The 16,121-nt window shown below is 61.1% G+C and carries 20 protein-coding genes and 4 pseudogenes; 12 read left to right on the top strand and 12 right to left on the bottom strand.

The genetic code is table 11. From position 1 onward, the window contains the following. Window positions 1-40: 40 nt before the first annotated feature. Window positions 41-265 (top strand): hypothetical protein, encoded by a 225-nt coding sequence (locus tag RAH32_RS14305; protein ID WP_306608620.1) that lies wholly within the window; start codon window positions 41-43, stop codon window positions 263-265. Between the two features lie 136 nt (window positions 266-401). Beyond that, a pseudogene (locus RAH32_RS14300) lies at window positions 402-689 on the top strand (DDE-type integrase/transposase/recombinase); the annotation flags it as partial. Between the two features lie 16 nt (window positions 690-705). On the opposite strand, the gene RAH32_RS14295 reads toward RAH32_RS14300, so the two are convergent. After that, complete coding sequence (locus RAH32_RS14295) at window positions 706-1,599, bottom strand: DUF2189 domain-containing protein (protein WP_306608619.1); 894 nt, start codon at window positions 1,597-1,599, stop codon at window positions 706-708. A gap of 148 nt (window positions 1,600-1,747) precedes the next feature. After that, window positions 1,748-2,134 (bottom strand): isoprenylcysteine carboxylmethyltransferase family protein, encoded by a 387-nt coding sequence (locus RAH32_RS14290; protein ID WP_306608618.1) that lies wholly within the window; start codon window positions 2,132-2,134, stop codon window positions 1,748-1,750. 26 nt (window positions 2,135-2,160) lie between these two features. On the opposite strand from RAH32_RS14290, the gene RAH32_RS14285 reads away from it, so the two are divergent. Both RAH32_RS14285 and RAH32_RS14280 read left to right on the top strand, forming a co-directional pair. After that, on the top strand, window positions 2,161-2,814 hold the full coding sequence (locus RAH32_RS14285; RefSeq protein ID WP_306608617.1) for an FAD-linked oxidase C-terminal domain-containing protein: 654 nt from the start codon (window positions 2,161-2,163) through the stop codon (window positions 2,812-2,814). A gap of 9 nt (window positions 2,815-2,823) precedes the next feature. Next, window positions 2,824-3,279, top strand: a complete 456-nt coding sequence (locus tag RAH32_RS14280) for a hypothetical protein (protein WP_306608616.1) — start codon at window positions 2,824-2,826, stop codon at window positions 3,277-3,279. Here RAH32_RS14280 and RAH32_RS21550 read toward each other — a convergent pair. Beyond that, window positions 3,247-3,468 (bottom strand): transposase, encoded by a 222-nt coding sequence (locus tag RAH32_RS21550; RefSeq protein WP_373429715.1) that lies wholly within the window; start codon window positions 3,466-3,468, stop codon window positions 3,247-3,249. The genes RAH32_RS14280 and RAH32_RS21550 overlap by 33 nt on opposite strands. Window positions 3,469-3,563: 95 nt before the next feature. After that, a pseudogene (locus RAH32_RS14275) lies at window positions 3,564-3,995 on the bottom strand (formimidoylglutamate deiminase); the annotation flags it as partial. Between RAH32_RS14275 and RAH32_RS14270 the strand changes: the two are divergent. Next, complete coding sequence (locus RAH32_RS14270; RefSeq protein WP_306608615.1) at window positions 3,985-4,386, top strand: LysR substrate-binding domain-containing protein; 402 nt, start codon at window positions 3,985-3,987, stop codon at window positions 4,384-4,386. The pseudogene RAH32_RS14275 and the gene RAH32_RS14270 sit on opposite strands and share 11 nt — an antisense overlap. On the opposite strand, the gene RAH32_RS14265 is transcribed toward RAH32_RS14270, so the two are convergent. Then, window positions 4,376-4,957, bottom strand: coding sequence for a HutD/Ves family protein (locus RAH32_RS14265; protein ID WP_306608614.1), 582 nt, complete (start codon window positions 4,955-4,957; stop codon window positions 4,376-4,378). The genes RAH32_RS14270 and RAH32_RS14265 overlap by 11 nt on opposite strands. 61 nt (window positions 4,958-5,018) lie before the next feature. Here RAH32_RS14265 and RAH32_RS14260 point away from each other — a divergent pair. Beyond that, window positions 5,019-5,271 (top strand): annotated as a pseudogene (locus RAH32_RS14260) (integrase core domain-containing protein); the annotation flags it as partial. On the opposite strand, the gene RAH32_RS14255 reads toward RAH32_RS14260, so the two are convergent. From RAH32_RS14255 to RAH32_RS14240, 5 genes are all read right to left on the bottom strand, one after another. After that, a complete protein-coding gene (locus RAH32_RS14255) occupies window positions 5,268-5,447 on the bottom strand; it encodes a hypothetical protein (RefSeq protein WP_306608613.1) in 180 nt (59 codons plus the stop codon). The pseudogene RAH32_RS14260 and the gene RAH32_RS14255 sit on opposite strands and share 4 nt — an antisense overlap. Window positions 5,448-5,677: 230 nt before the next feature. Next, window positions 5,678-6,547, bottom strand: a complete 870-nt coding sequence (locus tag RAH32_RS14250) for an SDR family oxidoreductase (RefSeq protein ID WP_306608612.1) — start codon at window positions 6,545-6,547, stop codon at window positions 5,678-5,680. Between the two features lie 652 nt (window positions 6,548-7,199). Continuing rightward, window positions 7,200-7,394 carry an aspartate/glutamate racemase family protein gene (locus RAH32_RS21545; RefSeq protein WP_373429719.1) on the bottom strand — a complete coding sequence of 65 codons (195 nt, stop codon included), beginning with the start codon at window positions 7,392-7,394 and terminating at the stop codon, window positions 7,200-7,202. A gap of 338 nt (window positions 7,395-7,732) precedes the next feature. Then, complete coding sequence (locus RAH32_RS14245) at window positions 7,733-9,091, bottom strand: NCS1 family transporter (protein WP_306608611.1); 1,359 nt, start codon at window positions 9,089-9,091, stop codon at window positions 7,733-7,735. Window positions 9,092-9,123: 32 nt separating this feature from the next. Then, the gene (locus tag RAH32_RS14240; RefSeq protein ID WP_306608610.1) at window positions 9,124-9,822 is read right to left on the bottom strand and encodes an aspartate/glutamate racemase family protein; all 699 of its coding nucleotides are present in this window, start codon (window positions 9,820-9,822) and stop codon (window positions 9,124-9,126) included. Between the two features lie 147 nt (window positions 9,823-9,969). Here RAH32_RS14240 and RAH32_RS14235 point away from each other — a divergent pair, with 147 nt between their 5' ends. The 6 genes from RAH32_RS14235 (at window position 9,970) to RAH32_RS14215 (ending at window position 14,373) form a co-directional block, all read left to right on the top strand. Continuing rightward, entirely contained in the window at window positions 9,970-10,638 is a 669-nt protein-coding gene (locus tag RAH32_RS14235) for a GntR family transcriptional regulator (protein ID WP_306608609.1), read from the top strand. 153 nt (window positions 10,639-10,791) lie between these two features. Further along, window positions 10,792-10,923, top strand: coding sequence for an IS66 family transposase (locus RAH32_RS21540; protein ID WP_373429718.1), 132 nt, complete (start codon window positions 10,792-10,794; stop codon window positions 10,921-10,923). Continuing rightward, on the top strand, window positions 10,923-11,090 hold the full coding sequence (locus tag RAH32_RS14230) for a hypothetical protein (protein WP_306608608.1): 168 nt from the start codon (window positions 10,923-10,925) through the stop codon (window positions 11,088-11,090). The genes RAH32_RS21540 and RAH32_RS14230 overlap by 1 nt, the downstream gene beginning before the upstream one ends. Before the next feature lie 6 nt (window positions 11,091-11,096). Beyond that, window positions 11,097-11,423 carry an SIS domain-containing protein gene (locus RAH32_RS14225; RefSeq protein WP_306608668.1) on the top strand — a complete coding sequence of 109 codons (327 nt, stop codon included), beginning with the start codon at window positions 11,097-11,099 and terminating at the stop codon, window positions 11,421-11,423. A gap of 2 nt (window positions 11,424-11,425) precedes the next feature. Then, complete coding sequence (locus tag RAH32_RS14220; protein WP_306608607.1) at window positions 11,426-13,633, top strand: glycosyltransferase family 4 protein; 2,208 nt, start codon at window positions 11,426-11,428, stop codon at window positions 13,631-13,633. After that, window positions 13,630-14,373 carry a glycosyltransferase gene (locus RAH32_RS14215; protein ID WP_306608606.1) on the top strand — a complete coding sequence of 248 codons (744 nt, stop codon included), beginning with the start codon at window positions 13,630-13,632 and terminating at the stop codon, window positions 14,371-14,373. Before RAH32_RS14220 ends, RAH32_RS14215 begins: the two co-directional genes overlap by 4 nt. Window positions 14,374-14,710: 337 nt before the next feature. Here RAH32_RS14215 and RAH32_RS14210 read toward each other — a convergent pair whose 3' ends face one another. Both RAH32_RS14210 and RAH32_RS14205 read right to left on the bottom strand, forming a co-directional pair. After that, window positions 14,711-15,367, bottom strand: a complete 657-nt coding sequence (locus tag RAH32_RS14210; RefSeq protein WP_306608605.1) for a hypothetical protein — start codon at window positions 15,365-15,367, stop codon at window positions 14,711-14,713. Window positions 15,368-15,617: 250 nt separating this feature from the next. Beyond that, window positions 15,618-15,995 (bottom strand): annotated as a pseudogene (locus RAH32_RS14205) (helix-turn-helix domain-containing protein); the annotation flags it as partial. Window positions 15,996-16,121 lie beyond the last annotated feature (126 nt).

Genomic DNA, 16,121 nt, shown 5'->3' with positions numbered 1-16,121 from the left:
GGGGCCGTCACGGCGCGGAATGCAGCCCTTGCAGGAACCGTTGGAGGCAGTCGCCGATGACGGCCACCTGATAGCCCCCTTCCTGGATGACGAGGACGGGAATACCTGCCCCGGCGATGCCACCCCGGCAGAGCAGAAAGCCTCGGTCGTGACCCTGACCAGGCTCAGCGGGTCTTCGACATCGGCGTCGAAGCCCAGGGCCATGGCCTCGGCCCCGAAGGCGCCGCTGGCCGTCAGGCCCGCGATGTCATGCTCGGGCTCATGAAGACCGGCTCTGTCGCAACTTTGTCAGGTCAGTGACAGCAGGCTATGCTCGACTTGAGGACGGACGTTGGGGGATGGGCGATGACCGTGTCATTCAAGGGTGCTCATTTTCCTCAAAGACATCATCCTGCACGCCGGAGACCCTGGACTTCATGCTGTCGAAGCGCCGAAACAAGCCGGCAGCCATCTAGTTCTTGGCCATAGCAATGGATGCCAGCGGCCCGCCGCGGAAGATCGTCATCGACCAGAGTGCGGCCAATACCCACGTCATCAGGGACGCCAACCGAATGCCGAAACGGTTTGGTAGCCCGATCCCAATCGAGAGGGTGGGGATCAAATGTCTCAACAATCCGGTTGAACAGGACCATCGCTTCATCAGGGGTGTGCGACAGAACCGGGCTGTGTTGTCGTCCTTATCCGCCGCTGGGCGCGGTCGCCGCCTCACACGGCGGGCGATCTTCCGGCGGCCGGTTCTGGGAAGGTCACCGCGCGGCGATAAAGGTGCCAGGTGGCATGGCCCAGGATTGGCAGGACCACGATCAACCCGGCAAAGAACGGGATCATCCCTCCCAACAGCGCAGCGGATACGATCATCCCCCAGGCGGCCGTGGCGCCGGGATTTGTTCTTGCCACTGCCAGCGAGGTCGCAAGGGCCAGCGGGACGCCGACGGGCCGGTCGATCAGCATCGGGAACGAGACCATGCCGATGGAAAGGACCAGAACGGCGAACAGAAAGCCGGTGGCGACCCCGAGGAGCAGCATTTCGCGGCCGGGCTGGGTCGTCAGGCAGTCGCGCAGCAAGACCAGAAGGCTGTCATAGGTCTGCGGTCCCAGTGTCGCGGCCCAGATCGCATGGGCGGCGTTCAGCCACAGCACGAAGACCACCAGAAGAAGCAGGCCAAGCATCAGCACCGGCCCAAGCACCCGCCCGCTCAGGGCCGAGAGTGCCGCGCCCCAGTCGGCCGGCAAGCCTGCCTCCCGGCGGCGGCTCATCTCGTAAAGGCCGATGGCCGCGGCCGGGCCGATCAGCGGAAAGCCGGCGACCAGGGGAAACAGCAGGTGAACCTGACCGGCATTCAGGACCCAGACGGCCAGGATGAAGCCGATCACCGGATAAAGCGCCACCAGGACGATGACGTCCGATCGCAAGGCGGCAAAGTCGCGGGCGCCTTCCCTCAGGGCCATGCGAAGATCGGCAAGATCGATCCGGTTGACCTGTGGCCGGGTGATCTGGTGGCTGCCGATCCCGTCGATCGCCTGCCCGACGCCCCGGCCCATGCCGGCCAGCTTCTGCGCGCTCCAGCTCAGCGGGTTGCCAATCGTTTTGTCGGTCATGGCTGCATCCTCCCCGTGCAGGGGGTCGGCCAGAGGTGTCCGCCGGAGGCCCGGCCTCTGCCCCGTTCCAGGGCCGATCCGTCCCGGGAAGCCTAGCACATTTCGGCGATTCTCGCACGCGATGATTGCACCACGCGCCATGCAGGCGTCACGGGCGCAGGCCGAGGGCGCGGGCTTCCTCACGGATCCTGACGCGCAGGACCAGGGCATTCAGGATCGTGAAGACCGCGGCCACCGGCCACAGGCCCAGCACCATCGGGGCCACGGCGATCTCGGCGATCACGACCAGGTAGTTGGGATGCGAGACCCAGCGATAGGGACCGCGCGCGACCAGCGGCTCGTCCAGAACGATGATCCGCGTGGTCCAGCGCGACCCGAGGCTGAGAAGCACCCAGAGCCGCAGGACCTGCAATACCGCAAAGGCGGCAAGCCAGCCCAAATGGACGGGGTTCGGCCAGCCAAGGGCCTGCGGCTGGCTGGCATTCCCGCCGCTACCCGGACCGTCTTGGCCAGCTTTCCGCTGCTGGATCAGCAACCGCCTGCGTCGCAGCGGCCCTGCAGATGGGACTGGGTTTGCAGCGGATCGATCTGGCGGACGATTTGCAGATGCGGGCCATCAACTCCTATCGCCAGGCCGATCTGCCCGAAGTTCCAACGCTGTGGATCGAACTTGCGGGATCGGAAGCGGCGGTTGCCCATGACCTCGACCTGCTGACCGAACTGATGCGGGACGGCGGCGCCAGCCGCATCGAACTGGCACAGTCGCCTGACGACGCCAAGCGGCTGTGGCGGATCCGCCATGACGCGCTTTACGCCGCGCGTGCGTTGCGGCCGGGGATCAAGGGTCTGTCCACCGATGTCTGTGTCCCGATCTCTCGACTGGCGGAATGCATTTCCGCCATCAAGGCAGAGATAGCGCAAACCGATCTTCTGGCCCCGCTGGTCGGCCATGTGGGCGACGGCAACTTCCATCTGGTGCTGCTGTTCGACCCGACCGATCCCGATGAAACCGCCACCGGACGCCGGATCAGCCAGCGGCTGGTCGAGATGGCCTTGTCCCTGGATGGCACATCGACGGGGGAGCATGGCGTCGGCCTGGATAAGAAATCCTACATGGCCGCCGAACATGGCCCGGCTTTGGGTCTGATGCGGCGGCTGAAGCAGGCCGTCGATCCCAAAGGGATCATGAACCCCGGCAAGATTTTCGATACATAAGGCGATCACATGGCACCGACATACGACATCATCCGCCCCGAAGTGGCGGGCTTGCCCGATTACAACGCGGGCCTGGCCCTGGACCGCTTCCGCGAGGTTTACGGCATCGACGCCCGGGCCAAGCTGGACAGCAACGAATCTCCGCTTGGTCCCTCGCCCGCTGCCATTGCCGCGATGCGCGATGCCGCAGCCGGGATCGGGCGCTATCCCGATGCCACCGACAGCAGACTGCGCCAAGCCATCGCCGAGCGTTCCGGCACCGATCCCGATTGCGTCATCCTGGGCAACGGATCCGAGGATCTGATCGGCGCAATCTTCCGCGCGGTGCTGCGTCCAAGCGACCGGGTGGTGACGCTGTGCCCCAGTTTCGGGCTGCACTGTCGATCAACTGCAGCGACTGCGGTGATCGCTGCGCCAATGTCTCAAACATCTTCAACCAGAGGTCACGTTTGGCCCAGCGGCTGAACCGGTTGCAGACCGTGGTGCAAGGACAAACACGTTCGGGCAGATCGCGCACGGTGCCCCGGTCCGCAACACATGGAAAATGCCGTTCACCACCCGGCCGTCGTCCACCAGGGGCTTGCCCTTCCCGGGCCGCGGAAGCACCGGCTCGACAAGCCGCCATTCCGCGTCGCTTGGATCGTATCGCGGCATGACCCCGTCCTGCTCTGAGCAAAGGTGAAGCACGACACATGCCAAACCGGAACCCCCTATTGAGTACGACGCCTAGTCCCGGGTTCCGATTTCGCGGCCAGGCGGCAGGTTTCATCGGCGGTCATGTGGGTCAGGTGGATCAGGGTCCAGCGGCTGTCGGGGGCGCAGTGTTCCAGCACCCATTCGACCGGGCGCAGCCCGCGCGCGGCCAGGACCTCCTCGACCTCGGGGATCTGTTCGGCCAGGTGCATGTGCAGCGGGCGGCCGGGCCGCAGGGCGGCGCAAAGGCGCAGCGCATCCGGGCTGACGGCGCGCAGCGAATGGGGGGCGACCCCGATCCCCGCGTCCGGGGGCAGGTGGCGCAGCGCGCCTTCGGCCGCGTCCAGAAGCCGCACGAACTGGTCGGGATCGGTGCCGAAGCGAACCTGCCCCGGACCCAGCGGACGGCCGTCGCAGCCGCCGAACTGATAGTGGACCGGCAGCAGCGTCAGCCCGATCCCGGTGCGCGCGGCGGCGATGCGTTCCGCCCATCCACCGCTTGGCGAAGGCAACCCAGTATCTCTGGCCGACCTGGCCGCCGATCCGGTGGTGCTGATCAACCTGCCCCATAGGCGAAGCTATTTCCTGTCGCTGTTCCAGATGTCAGGGGTGACGCCCCTCATGGCCGTTGCAACCGCCTCCATAGAGATGCTGGGCGCCATGGTCGCCAACGGTCTGGGCGCGGGCCAGCTCGGGCGACCGACCTTCTGCATGATCTGGCCTATGATTGCGGGCACGTGGGGGGTTGGCGCTGACCGATCGCCTGCCCTCGAAGCGCGTCGCCATCGCGCGCGCCGCGACTCTGCCCCGAACGCTGCGACAGCCGCTTTTCTGCATGTCTGCGTCGAGCCGATGGGAAATCTGCTGGTTACCCTGTAGCTGGCTGATCCACTGGACGAAAGCGAACCAAGACAAGATCGGCCTCACCCGTCAACGTAATCGTTCCCGAATCTGTGGGATTGCACAAGATCGTGTCGCCTGGCCCCAAGATCAACCCGTCGGACAGGCTTGCTTGCCCTTCCCGCACAACGACGGCCGCACCGCTAATCCCTGGATCAAGCGCTGCCTTGTCACGCAACAACACCCTGTCGATCCGCGCAAGGAACCGCCCCCTCCGCAGCATGACGTTCAGATCCTGCACAGTGCCGTCCAGAAGCGTGGAATAGACGGCCTGTTCGCCAGCGAATGTCAGAAGATCGCCTGCCTTCAAGACATGCTCTGCCCTGTTATCCAAGCGCAGGGTGACACCGTTGCCCGACATCAGGATCAGCGTGCGGTCGATGCCCGGAAAGGCCGAGAATGCCCCATCCTCGGCAATGGTGGCGATCGACAGGCGCCAGTCAAAGTCGTTGAATTCCGCGCCTGGAGGAAACGTCGCGATTTCGCGCGTTTCCCCGCCGCCGTTCTTCCAGGGGGTCGGGTTCAGGTCGGAATAAAGGATCAGCTGCATTCGTTCCTCGCCCTGTTCGAATAAGCGTCACTGTGACGAGGACGAGCCGGTGCTGCAATGGCGCCTGCTGGCGGACAAAGGGATCACATGCTCAATGAGCAGAGCGGGCAAGGTCTGGGACGATTCTGCGACGGAAAGCTTCTTCTTGACGCTGAAGATCGAACGGACCGCCCGCAAAGTGTATCGCACCCGAAATAATGCTAGCGCCAATATCTTCGACTGCATCCAAGCGCCTCTGTAACCCGCGGCGCCGCCATTCGAAACTGGGCTACGTCAGCCCAGTAGAGTTCGAGGGACGCTCCAGGCGAGCTTAATCTGCTGTCCACGAAACCGGCAGCAGCTCATCCATTCCCGCGCCGCATCGAGCTTTTTGGAGGATTGCTCCAGAAGCCTTTGTCCCGGGCAGGGCAACCACCTGGGTTCCTTCATCCGGCATGATCTTTGTCAGGGACACCATTCCGCCGAGAACGGTCCCGACGAAATCCACCATGTCGCCGTCCATGAGGATGGTCTGCCGGGGTTCGTAGGACCGGAAGACGCGGATCGCTACAAGCTGACGCAGCTCGTCAGTGCCGCCATCCGCACAGATGCAGCGGCTCCTTTCACAGCAGGTAGGGCAGGATGCTTGAGCATGGCATCCTGAAATTGCGTGCGGTTGCGATTGCCACGAGAGGAAAGATAACCATGCCATGCAACCGGTGGCCACCACTTGCGGGTGAATTATCGATTACTTTCGGTGGCGCTCTGTCGATCAGCGGGTGGCAGACCGAATGTCCCGATCACCTGGGCCTCGAAGTCCTTGTCAGGCAGGCTTCGGCGCAAGGGGACGAATTGCTCGGCCTCGGTGCCGACCATGACGGCAATGTCGCTGCCTTCATCCTCGATGATGGCCTGGACCGCCCTGGCGATTGGCTCGGGCGAGGGACCTTCATTGATCGCCTGGGCGACGATTGGCACGAAATGGCTGACCAGGTCGCGATAGGGCGATGCCTCGCTTGTGGTTGCGGCATTCGCCACCAGCCCCTTCTTGACGAAGTTGGTTCCGAACAGCCCTGCAAGGATGGAATGCACGCGGATGCCAAAGGGTCCGACTTCGAAGCGCAGCGAATCCGTGATCCCCTCGACCGCATATTTGCTGGCGTTGTAATGGGTCAGCAGCGGCAGGCCCATGCGCCCCAGAAAGGACGAGATGTTGATTATAACGCCGCCCCCCGCGTTGCGCATATGCGGCAGGACCTCGCGGGTGGTGCGCAGAAGGCCGAAGACATTGACGTCGAACTGCCACATCATTTCCTCGTCCGTGCCGTCCTCGACCGTGGCCAGCAGGCCAAAGCCGGCATTGTTGACCAGCACGTCGATCCGGCCCGCGTCCGATATCACCTGGGCCACGGCATCGCGGATTGAAGCGGTGTCCTGGACATCCAGCCGGACCGGCGTGATTTGGACCCCCCTGCCCCGTGCCTGCGCCATCAGATCCGCATCATTGCCGCGAATGCCCGCAAAAACGCGATAGCCGCCTTCGGCCAGCAGCAGCGCGGTGGCCAGTCCCATGCCGGAACCTGCGCCAGTGATCAAGACAGTCTTGGCCATGATGTTGTCCCTTTGCCGTTGCAAGGTTGGATAGAACCGGTTCATGGCTGACCCGGCGCTTGATGGCCTTGATCAAAGTCAAGAAGATCAGAGGCGAACTTCAAGCTACCGCTCTGGAAACAGAAGCCGGGCAGATCGCCAGTATCTACGTTACCTGGAACCCTGAAAAGCTGACCAAGGTGGGATTGATCCAGCGAACGTCAGCTTCGTCCACATAGAGACACCTCTCTCAGGTCCATGGCTCATTGCTCCAAAACCTTTTTGGCAGCGTCCGCAAGGAAACGGTTCAGAGGACGCCTGATCTCCCTGGGGACGACTCTCTGTCCGGTGCTGCAAATCCGATCAAGTAAAGTCCTGCATGATTGGTCCAATGATGTTCTCAGGAAAGGGGCGATTACTGTTGCCAGTCGCAGTTGACAGGCACCTGTCGAGAAATCTTGTGTCCGCTCAAGTTGTGGAGGTAGCTACCTGGCTATCTTCTTCAACGCGGCATTTGTGGCGGCCGTCACGGCAACGACAAGCGGACCGTCGAAGGCTGCATCGAGTTGCTCGGGCTTCTCGACAAGCTCTTTTGGATCGCCGGGTGTGACGCGGACACCCTGGCACTGATCTGCGTAGCCAAGATCCCCTGCTCTGGCCTGGAATGACGCTATCAACGCGGGATCCGGGTGATCGTCACGATGGCAAACGAGCGTCCGTCACGAGCCGCTTCGTGGAACACCCCCTTGCCGATGCCCACGACAACGGCATCCGGCAACGCCTTGCGCGACTCGGCAAGACCGGGATCGCTGAAGGCGGAAACGATGAATGCAGCGGAGCCTTCGCTCTCAGCCGCCTGCCGGCCGATCTGACAACCTCTTTGGCGGCCTGGACCATATCTTCAGAGGTGGTCAGAAGCCGTGGAGCAGCGTCGTTTGTCCGTCCCAGGATCCAAGCCTTTTCACCAGCAGCTTCTTGGGCAAGCGCCGTCATGCTTTCGGTGGCGGTGGCATTTCGGCGGCGGCCACGTTGCCTCCGGCAAGGCAAAGCACTGCAACGGCGGCATACGAGATGCGGCAGGATCCGGCGGCGGCCGCGCGGAGCTGGTCTGTCCGGGACATGGCCCGATCCTTGTAACGGGTGAAGCGAAGTGCTGGAAGGGTGATCGTCCGGCCCCCTATGACAGGCCGGACGTCTGATCCTGGGTCAGTTCGACAGGAACCGGCGGGCCGAGGGCAGGGTCTTCATCAGCACGTAATAGGTCACGCCTGCGGGGATCAGGCTGGCGTACCAGGAAATGCCGGAAAAGATCAGCGCGAAGACGATGCCGACTGCCGTAGCGATGAACGCCGCCCAGTTGACACCCTTGTAGGGTCCGTTCTCGTCATAGAGCAGGTCCAGGTTCAACTGACGCTTGCGCAGCACATAGTAGTCCACCACCAGCACCGCGAAGATCGGTCCCAGGAAGGCCGAATAGGTCTGGATGAACAGGTTCAGCCCGGCGGCGGATTCGTCCTTGACCAGTTCCCAGGGGAAGGTCGCGAAGGCCAGCAGCCCCACCAGGACCGCCGAGGTCTTGAAGTTCAGCTTGAAGATGTCCATCAGCGCATAGGCAGGCGGGATCACGTTGTTCAGCACGTTGGTCGTGACCTGGGCGAAGACGATGAACAGAAGCGTGATGATCAGCAGGATCTTGTTGTCCACGGCGCTGGAAAACACCTTGATCGGATCGACCTCGCCCGTGGCACTGGACACCATGAGTCCGATCAGGCCCATGAACAGCGTGGCCGGCAGGGTCGAATTCGCATAGATCACCACCTGCCGCAGCGGCGAGACGCTTTCCTTCAACTCGCGTGAATAGTCCGACACGTTCAGCATCATCGTGCTGTAAACGCCCAGGAACAGCATCGTGGCGGCCCAGAACGGCGCGCCCCAGGTGCCCTCTGCCTGCAGCAGGTTCGCCGAGATCTGGTCGCCGTATTTGCCGATCACGCTGAAGAACATGTAGATCAGCGCGCCGATGATGAAGACCGAGCCGATGTTCTCCAGCCACTTGATGCCGCTGAAGCCCAGGACCGACAGGCCGATCTGCAGGAACTGGAAAGCGATGAACCAGAAGACGATGCTGTCGAATCCGAACAGCGTCACCGACACCAGGTTCAGCGCGCCCGCGCCGATCCAGCTTTGGAAGCCGAACCAGACGATCGCGGGCACCGACCGGACAAGGGCCGGAAGGCGCGTGCCCGCAAAGCCGAAGGACGACCGCGCCTGCACCATAAAAGGGATACCGTATTTATGGCCCGCCGCGCCGTTGATCGCCAGGGCCACCCCGATCACCGTGCAGCCGATGGCGATGGCCAGGAACACCTGCAAAAGGTTCAGCGTGCCCGCCAGGCCGGAACCGACGGTGAACGTCCCGATGGATACGCAGCCACCCAGCCAGGCAAACAGATAGGACCAGGGATCCATGATCCGGTGACGTTGCGGGGCAAGCGTTTCCTCGCCTACTTTCTTGTGATCGGTTTCTATAATCTGGCCGCCGGCCAGGTTTTCTATCGACGACATCTCCTTGTCCTTCCCTGTTGTTGATCTTGGTTTTATTTCTGGTTCGGCTGCGCATAGGCGCAGATTTTGCTGGTCCCGAGGCCGACGGCCGCCAGCCCTTCCACGAACTTGACGGCGACGGTGACGCCGTCGATGACCGGCACCCCGGTTTCCCGCGACAGCCAGTCGGTCAGGTCGGCCATGCCGGCGCAGCCCAGGACGATTGCCTCGCAATTGTCCTCGCGGATGGCGCGGAGGATTTCGTCGCGCACCTTTTCACGCGCGCCTGAACCTTCCTCTTCAAGCGCAAGGACGGGAATGCTGGCAGAGCGGACCTTGCGGCACTGGTGGTCCACGCCATAGCGCCGCGCCAGTTCCTCGATCACCGGGACCGACCGCGGCAGGGTGGTGACGACCGAGAAGCTGGTGGCCAGCATGGTTGCGGCCTTCATCGCGGCCTCGGCGATGCCGATGACCGGCCCGCTTGCCAGTTCCCGGCAGGCGCCGATGCCCGGATCGTCGAAACAGGCCACCACGACGCCGGCAACGCCCTGCTGCTCGGCCTCGCGGACATGGCGCAGCAGGGCGGGCACCGACATCGCCTCGTCATAGTGGCCCTCGATGCTGGCGGGCGATCCTTCGCCCGTCCGGGCAAGGATCTCGACCCCCGGGCCTGCCACACGCCGGGCACTTTCAGCGATCTTGTCGGTCATCGAGGCCGTCGCGTTGGGGTTGACGAGAAGGATTTTCATGAGCGCCTCCGGCTTGCTTCTGCTTCCCAATCGTCGACGATTCGCACATGATGTGTCAACGATTCATCTTTGAAGCATTGCAGGCTTCTTGTGCTGTCCGGATCGGCGGCATAGTTTCCCTCCGGCAGGCAGGAGAAACGCAGACCCATGGCACTGAATGCAGAAAGCCGGATCGTCGACGGGGTGGTCGAGGCCATTCTTGAACGGCGCCTGCGCCCCGGCACCAAGCTAAGCGAGCCGGAGCTGTGCGAGATCTATGATTGTGGCCGGACTGATGTGCGCCGCGCGCTTGTCATCCTGGCGACTCGCAAGACGGTCGAGCTGCGGCCAAACCGCGGCGCATTCGTGCGCGTTCCTACCCAACCCGAGGCGCATAACGTCTTCCAAGCCCGGCGGGCCATCGAAAAGACGCTGGCGCGAAACGCGGCGCAGCACGCGACGGGGACCGATCTTGCGGAACTGGACCACGTCGTGCAGGCCGAGATTCTGGCCCGCCAGAACGGTGACCGCGCCCAGGCAATCCGCCTGTCGGGCGAGTTTCACATGATTCTGGCCAAGATCGGGCAGAACGACGTCCTGGCCGAGTTCCTGCACGAGCTCATCATGCGCAGTTCCCTTATCATCGGGCTGTTCGCGGGCTCGAGCCACGTCCTTTGCCAGGACGAAGAACATGGCGAGATCGCCTCGGCCATCCGCAAGAGCGACGGCGCAAGGGCCAGCGACCTGCTTGAAGCGCATCTGCGCCATATCGAGGCGCAACTGGTCTTCGACACGGTGCCGGAAGCAAGCGACCTGCGCCACATTCTGTGCAAGTAGAGGGGGAGGTTTCTGCGGATCCTGCGTTAACTGATCGGCATCTTGCAGCTACAGCCTTGAGGCCTGTGGATGTCTTCGGGACTGAGGTCAGGAGAATACCCACGGCGCCGCGCAACTATCTGCCCGACACCTGACAAGATTGGCCTGTGCTGACTGAACCCATACCCCGCCACCCTTGCACACTGGCCCGGCCTGATCCGCTTCCTCGGTAATGGCACGCTTGAACTGGACGCCAACCCTGTCGAGAACCAGATCCGTCCGACCTGCGGTCGATCCCTGGCCTGATGCGGCAGGTTGTGGACCTGTTGGACGATTGCCGGGCCTCGTCGGAATGGCTGTCGCAGGCTCGCGACCTGCTGTTCCTGGGTCGCGCTACGCTGTATCGGGTGACCCTGGAAGGGGCGCTGAAGCTAAGGGAACTGAGCTATATCCATGCCGAGGGCTATGCCTAGGGCGAACTGACGCACGGCCCGATCCTGCTGATCGACCGCGATGTGCCGGTAATCGTGCTGGCGCCGCATGACGCATTGTTCGAAAAGACCGCATTGAACATGCAGGAGGTCAAGGCCCGACACGGTCCGATCCTGCTTGTCTCGGACGAAGACAGGCTTTCCGCAGCCAGCCACGGGGTGCAGGCTACGCTGCGGATGCCGTCGGGCGGTGGGGTCTTCCAGCCGATCCTTTATGCGATCACGATGCAGTATCTGGCTTATCATACGGCGGTGGCCAAGGGCGCCGACGTGAACCAGTCCCGCAACTTCGCAAAATCCGTTACGGTGGAATGATCGTGAAAAACAACAGCGAATACGAGATCATCAACCCGCACGTTGATCAGGATTACTACTTCCAAACCTATCCCGACACCAAGGAATACAAGGGTGGGGCAGTCAGCCATTTTATCGACTATGGCTGGAAAGAGGGTCGGAATCCCAACAGCAAGTTCGACACGAAAAAGTACCTGATGAACAATCCTGATGTCGCTGCTGCGGAAATCAACCCGCTACTGCACTGTGTCCTTAACGGCTTGATCGGCTACGACACACACGAAGGTGAAAGTGCGGATGCCGCTGCGGCAAAACATGCCGCCCTGCTGCGCGACCAAATCCTTGAGTTCATCCGGCCGCATGTGGATGAGGATTATTATTTCTCTCACAACCCGGACACTCGGGAATATCCGGGAGGGGCGGTTGCTCATTATGTCGATTACGGATGGCGCGAAGGCCGGAATCCCAGCTTCTATTTCAATACGAAGGATTATCTTCTGAGAAATCCCAGTGTTGCTGCCAACGGAGATAACCCGCTGTTTCACTATGTTACCAACAGCGATCAGACGGAGGTCCAGTCCGATCAGGATCCGATAGACAACCCAGACCTTCGAAACTCGATAGACAAAAGCTATTATTACGCCCGAAACGTTGACATCGCGTTGGCCGGCGTGGACCCAGTGGAGCATTACCTGAAACACGGAGCTGCCGAAGGACGGGCCCCCAACCTTTGGTTCGATGCGTCGTTCTATAACAGCATACGTCCGAGGGATAACCATGCCGACCTGCCTGATTTCATCCACTATATGAAGTTCGGCAAGCGGCAAGGATTGCCAAAGTCATGTTTTTCCACCGGTGCCGCGCCGTTCGATCAGTTCTGCCGGTTGCATGGCTGGCAACCTGAAACCGTCGAAAAAGAGATAGATGAACGGCGGCAATCGATTGTTGATCGCCTCTTGCACGGAGAGTTGGGCAAGCAGGTGGCGATGCTTGCGGACGTTGATCCCCTTATCATGTCGTCCTATGACGCTGCCCTGCAATTCCAGTTTTCGCCATATCGGTCGAGCAATCACCTGTCCTGCATGAGCGCGATGCTGCAGGCAATGAACGCCGCCAATTGGCGACCCGCGCAAGCCGCGATCGTGCTGCCATGGGTCCATATGGGCGGATCGTCAAAGATCGCGGGCGTTGCCTGTCAGGTCCTGGTCGATCGATATGGCGCCGAGAACGTCGTGATCATCCATACGGACACGTCCGAGTTCGATTACGATCAACGGTTTCCCGAAGGTGTTCGCATTATCGACCTTCACGCAGTGCTGAAAGAGGTCGCGCGCGACGATCGGCCGCGCGTTCTGTTCGAATATGTTCGTGCCTTGCGTCCGGCGATCATGCTGAACATCAATTCGGCACTGTGCTGGGACATGGTCGTGAAATACGGGCAGCCTCTGGGTAACTTGTGCAAGATTTTCGTCTACCTATTCTGCCCGGAAAAGAACGTGCGCGGGCATTGGTATGGATACCCGATCGAGTTCTATCACCGGAGCTTGCCCTATATCGATGCAGTTCTTGTGGATAGCCAAGCGTTGAAAAACGAACTGTCCGGCCGTTATCATCTTTCAAGCAAGGCTCTTTCGAGGATCCATGTTCTCGACACGCCAACCGATCCCGACCTGCCGCAGGTGAAAGTCAGGGGTCGCAAGGAAAATCAGCGTCCGAATGTCTTCTGGGGAGGCCGCTTTGCACCACAGAAGCGGATCGACATCCTGACCAAGATCGCCAAGAACATGCCGGAGGTCGATTTTCAAGTTTGGGGCGGTTCAAATTGGCCAATGGAAAAGCCGAGCAATCTTATTCTGAACGGCAGCTATCGCAACATCACCGAAATCCCTCTTCAGGATTGCGACGTCTGGCTCTATACATCGGGCTGGGACGGCGTGCCCAACATGCTCATCGAAGTCGCTACGATCGGATTGCCTTTGGTCAGTTCTGTTGTCGGCGGCACGGGTGAAATTGCAACCGCCGATGCTGCAATTCCGGTATACGATGTCGAAAACATCAATGATTACATCGCCGCCATTCGATCCATTCTGGATGACCCTCGGGCCGCGCAGCAGCGTGCTGATTTGCTTCGCAAGAGAACGCTGGGCCTGCGAACCCCGAGCCACTATTCAGACGCCTTGAATGCGATCATTGACGCCGGAGACTACACGGATCAAGGACATGATTCATGATAGGCAAAAGTGCGGATATCTCGGTCCTGGTCACAGCTCACAACGAGGCTCACCTGGCTGGACCATCCTTGCAAAGCGCCGAACGAGCGATTGCAGCAGCCGAAGCTGGCGGGTTGACAGTGGAAAGGCTGGTGGGCCTTGATGCGCCAACCTTTGAAACTGCGCAGTTTTTTGCCCAGCCGGATATCGTCAGGAACTGGCGCGTCGAACACTACGATTTCAGGGATCCCTATATCCTGCGGAACAGGCTGGTGCGTCAATCGTCCGGCAAATGGCTGGCCTGGCTTGATGGCGATGATCTGATATCCGAGAACTGGTTGATCGCAGCGGTCCGTTTCCTTCAGAAACGTCCAGCCGACAGCTTGGAAATTGCTCATCCGGAATTAAACTGGATCTTCGACGAAGACGCCAATGTCTTTTCCCTCATCGACCAGCTCGATCCCCTTTATTCAAAGGCATACCTTTATTTCAACAATTATTGGGATATGATGTGCATTTGTCCCAGGTCGTTTGCGCTGCGTGTTCCTTACCAAGCACGCAAACCAGACCTGGGCTATGGCTACGAAGACTGGCACTGGAACTTGGAAGTTATGCGTTTTGGGGCCGTTCACAGAGTGATACCCGACACCGTGGTTGCCAAGCGGCGTTGGGGCAGGTCTGTCAGCCGCCAAAACGCGGAAATTCGCGCCGTGTGTCGTCCCAGCGAGACCTTGGCGATAAATCACTACCGGACACTGTAAGCCAGCTGCCGCAAGACAGCCAAAGGACAGTCGCCCTGCACCAAGATCGCGCTACGCATTGCTTTCTGCGGCGGGAAGCCTCGCCGATCTGGGCCGCAGCACGCCGGTCGCAACCCTGCTTGACGGCTTGGCGGAACCGGGCAAGCTGCGCCCGCGCCAAGTCGTGGCCACGTCAGACTATGCAACGGCGATCCCGGCACTGCTCGCCGTTCCGCGGCTAGGCCTTGCAGGGTAATAACTTGTTTCTCCGTTGAAGCCGCGGAAGGGCATAGGCTTGCCACAGGCCCAAGGGCGCCGATGGATCGGCAGCCAAGCGGGTGGGATGTCTGTTACAACCTCAGCGTCGGGTGCGCCGCCGAAAACCCGCCATGAGGGCCAACCCACTTGCCAGAAGCACGGCCGCAGCAGGCACCGGAACGGGCGCAGGGGCTACGGTCACTTGCGAGATGCCGTAACCGTCATAACCCGGCTCGGACTTGGTCGAAAACATGAACTCAGCCGCTGTGATGGCCTTGCCAAAGTCCACGGTCAGCCAGAAGAGATTGCCGTTCTGCTGCTCGGTTGCGATTTCCCAGATGGGCGTCCAAGTGCCGTCTTCGAGGAAAGACATGACGAAATGGCTGTCTTTCTGATCATGTGCGTCGGTTAGGGCAAAGGTCATGGACGAAAAGCTTACCGGGGCCATGACGGTCCACTTCAGCTTGTCGATGTCCTGGCTGTCGATCCAGTAGGTCGAGGGCGGCGGATCAAAGCGGCCAAAGGCGTGGGGCGCGGCAGGGTCCGCCTTCGTCACGACCGAGCAACCATCGTTGACGACGGACCCGCCGCCTCCGCAGTTGCCGAGACGTTCGAAGTCGTCGACCTTCAGGTCGATGGCAGTGCCGCCTGCAGGCCCATCAGGGAGCGTGGTCACGGTAGCGCCCCAGGCAGGCACGGTTATCCAAGAAGCCGACACTATCAGGGCGCCGAAGCACATGCGCAGTTTCGCGAACATCTGCATGATCCTCGTTACGACAAACGGGGTGCTTAACAGATCAGCATCCGAATTGATTGTTGCCCGTTGCTTGCACGTTGGCGACCTGCCAATAAATACAGGATTTTAAGCCTATAAAGTGATGTTTCCTCCCACCCGGCAACCAAGGCGAGTATTATCCAGGCATGTGGGGCGCTTGTATCCGAAGAGACTGCCATGACACGGATTAAGCGACTCACACCGTGCGGGTGGCAGCCGAGGCCGCGCAGCCAGCCTGCGCATGGCCCGGTGGATGCGCAAGCGGCATGAAGACTTCTTGGCCCCGCCGTTCCCGCTCCCGGATGTAATCCTTGATGATCGTGTAGCCGCCGGTGAAACTGCATGCGTCACGCAGCCGGTCGAACACCCGTTTAGCCGTATGTCGCTGCTTCCACGACATGGAGCGGTCCGCCTCAAGCCAGGCCTCGATGATCGGGATGAGGGGATCAAGCTTCTGTCGCCTGACCTCGGCCGCCCGCCGGTAATCCGGCGGCACCGAGAACGTCATCATCTTCGCAACCGTATCGCGGGAGATGTTGAAGGCCCTCGCCGCCTGACGCTGGCTCATACCCGCCGCGCAGGCCTGGCCGATCCTGAGATATAGTTCCACGCTGCCCGCAGCAGCTCCATGCCGCCGCTTCCGTGGACTAGTTTTTCACCGCCGTTCTCAGAGGCCTACTTCACTGTTGCTTGCCAGATTGTTGCCAGCATCGCATGCGCGAAAATTGGTCTAATC

The sequence above is a fragment of the Paracoccus yibinensis genome (genome assembly GCF_030846195.1).
In the GTDB taxonomy this organism is placed as follows: domain Bacteria; phylum Pseudomonadota; class Alphaproteobacteria; order Rhodobacterales; family Rhodobacteraceae; genus Paracoccus; species Paracoccus yibinensis.
This window is presented reverse-complemented; position numbering and strand designations above follow the sequence as displayed.

What these genes read in the sequence shown, in the direction of transcription:
- RAH32_RS14295 (WP_306608619.1), bottom strand. Translation starts at nt 1,599, where the DNA reads ATGACCGACAAAACGATTGGCAACCCGCTGAGCTGGAGCGCGCAGAAG.
- RAH32_RS14285 (WP_306608617.1), top strand. Translation starts at nt 2,161, where the DNA reads ATGGGACTGGGTTTGCAGCGGATCGATCTGGCGGACGATTTGCAGATG.
- RAH32_RS14280 (WP_306608616.1), top strand. Translation starts at nt 2,824, where the DNA reads ATGGCACCGACATACGACATCATCCGCCCCGAAGTGGCGGGCTTGCCC.
- RAH32_RS21550 (WP_373429715.1), bottom strand. Translation starts at nt 3,468, where the DNA reads ATGCCGCGATACGATCCAAGCGACGCGGAATGGCGGCTTGTCGAGCCG.
- RAH32_RS14270 (WP_306608615.1), top strand. Translation starts at nt 3,985, where the DNA reads ATGCGTTCCGCCCATCCACCGCTTGGCGAAGGCAACCCAGTATCTCTG.
- RAH32_RS14265 (WP_306608614.1), bottom strand. Translation starts at nt 4,957, where the DNA reads ATGCAGCTGATCCTTTATTCCGACCTGAACCCGACCCCCTGGAAGAAC.
- RAH32_RS14255 (WP_306608613.1), bottom strand. Translation starts at nt 5,447, where the DNA reads ATGGTGGATTTCGTCGGGACCGTTCTCGGCGGAATGGTGTCCCTGACA.
- RAH32_RS14250 (WP_306608612.1), bottom strand. Translation starts at nt 6,547, where the DNA reads ATGGCCAAGACTGTCTTGATCACTGGCGCAGGTTCCGGCATGGGACTG.
- RAH32_RS14245 (WP_306608611.1), bottom strand. Translation starts at nt 9,091, where the DNA reads ATGTCGTCGATAGAAAACCTGGCCGGCGGCCAGATTATAGAAACCGAT.
- RAH32_RS14240 (WP_306608610.1), bottom strand. Translation starts at nt 9,822, where the DNA reads ATGAAAATCCTTCTCGTCAACCCCAACGCGACGGCCTCGATGACCGAC.
- RAH32_RS14235 (WP_306608609.1), top strand. Translation starts at nt 9,970, where the DNA reads ATGGCACTGAATGCAGAAAGCCGGATCGTCGACGGGGTGGTCGAGGCC.
- RAH32_RS14230 (WP_306608608.1), top strand. Translation starts at nt 10,923, where the DNA reads ATGCGGCAGGTTGTGGACCTGTTGGACGATTGCCGGGCCTCGTCGGAA.
- RAH32_RS14215 (WP_306608606.1), top strand. Translation starts at nt 13,630, where the DNA reads ATGATAGGCAAAAGTGCGGATATCTCGGTCCTGGTCACAGCTCACAAC.
- RAH32_RS14210 (WP_306608605.1), bottom strand. Translation starts at nt 15,367, where the DNA reads ATGTTCGCGAAACTGCGCATGTGCTTCGGCGCCCTGATAGTGTCGGCT.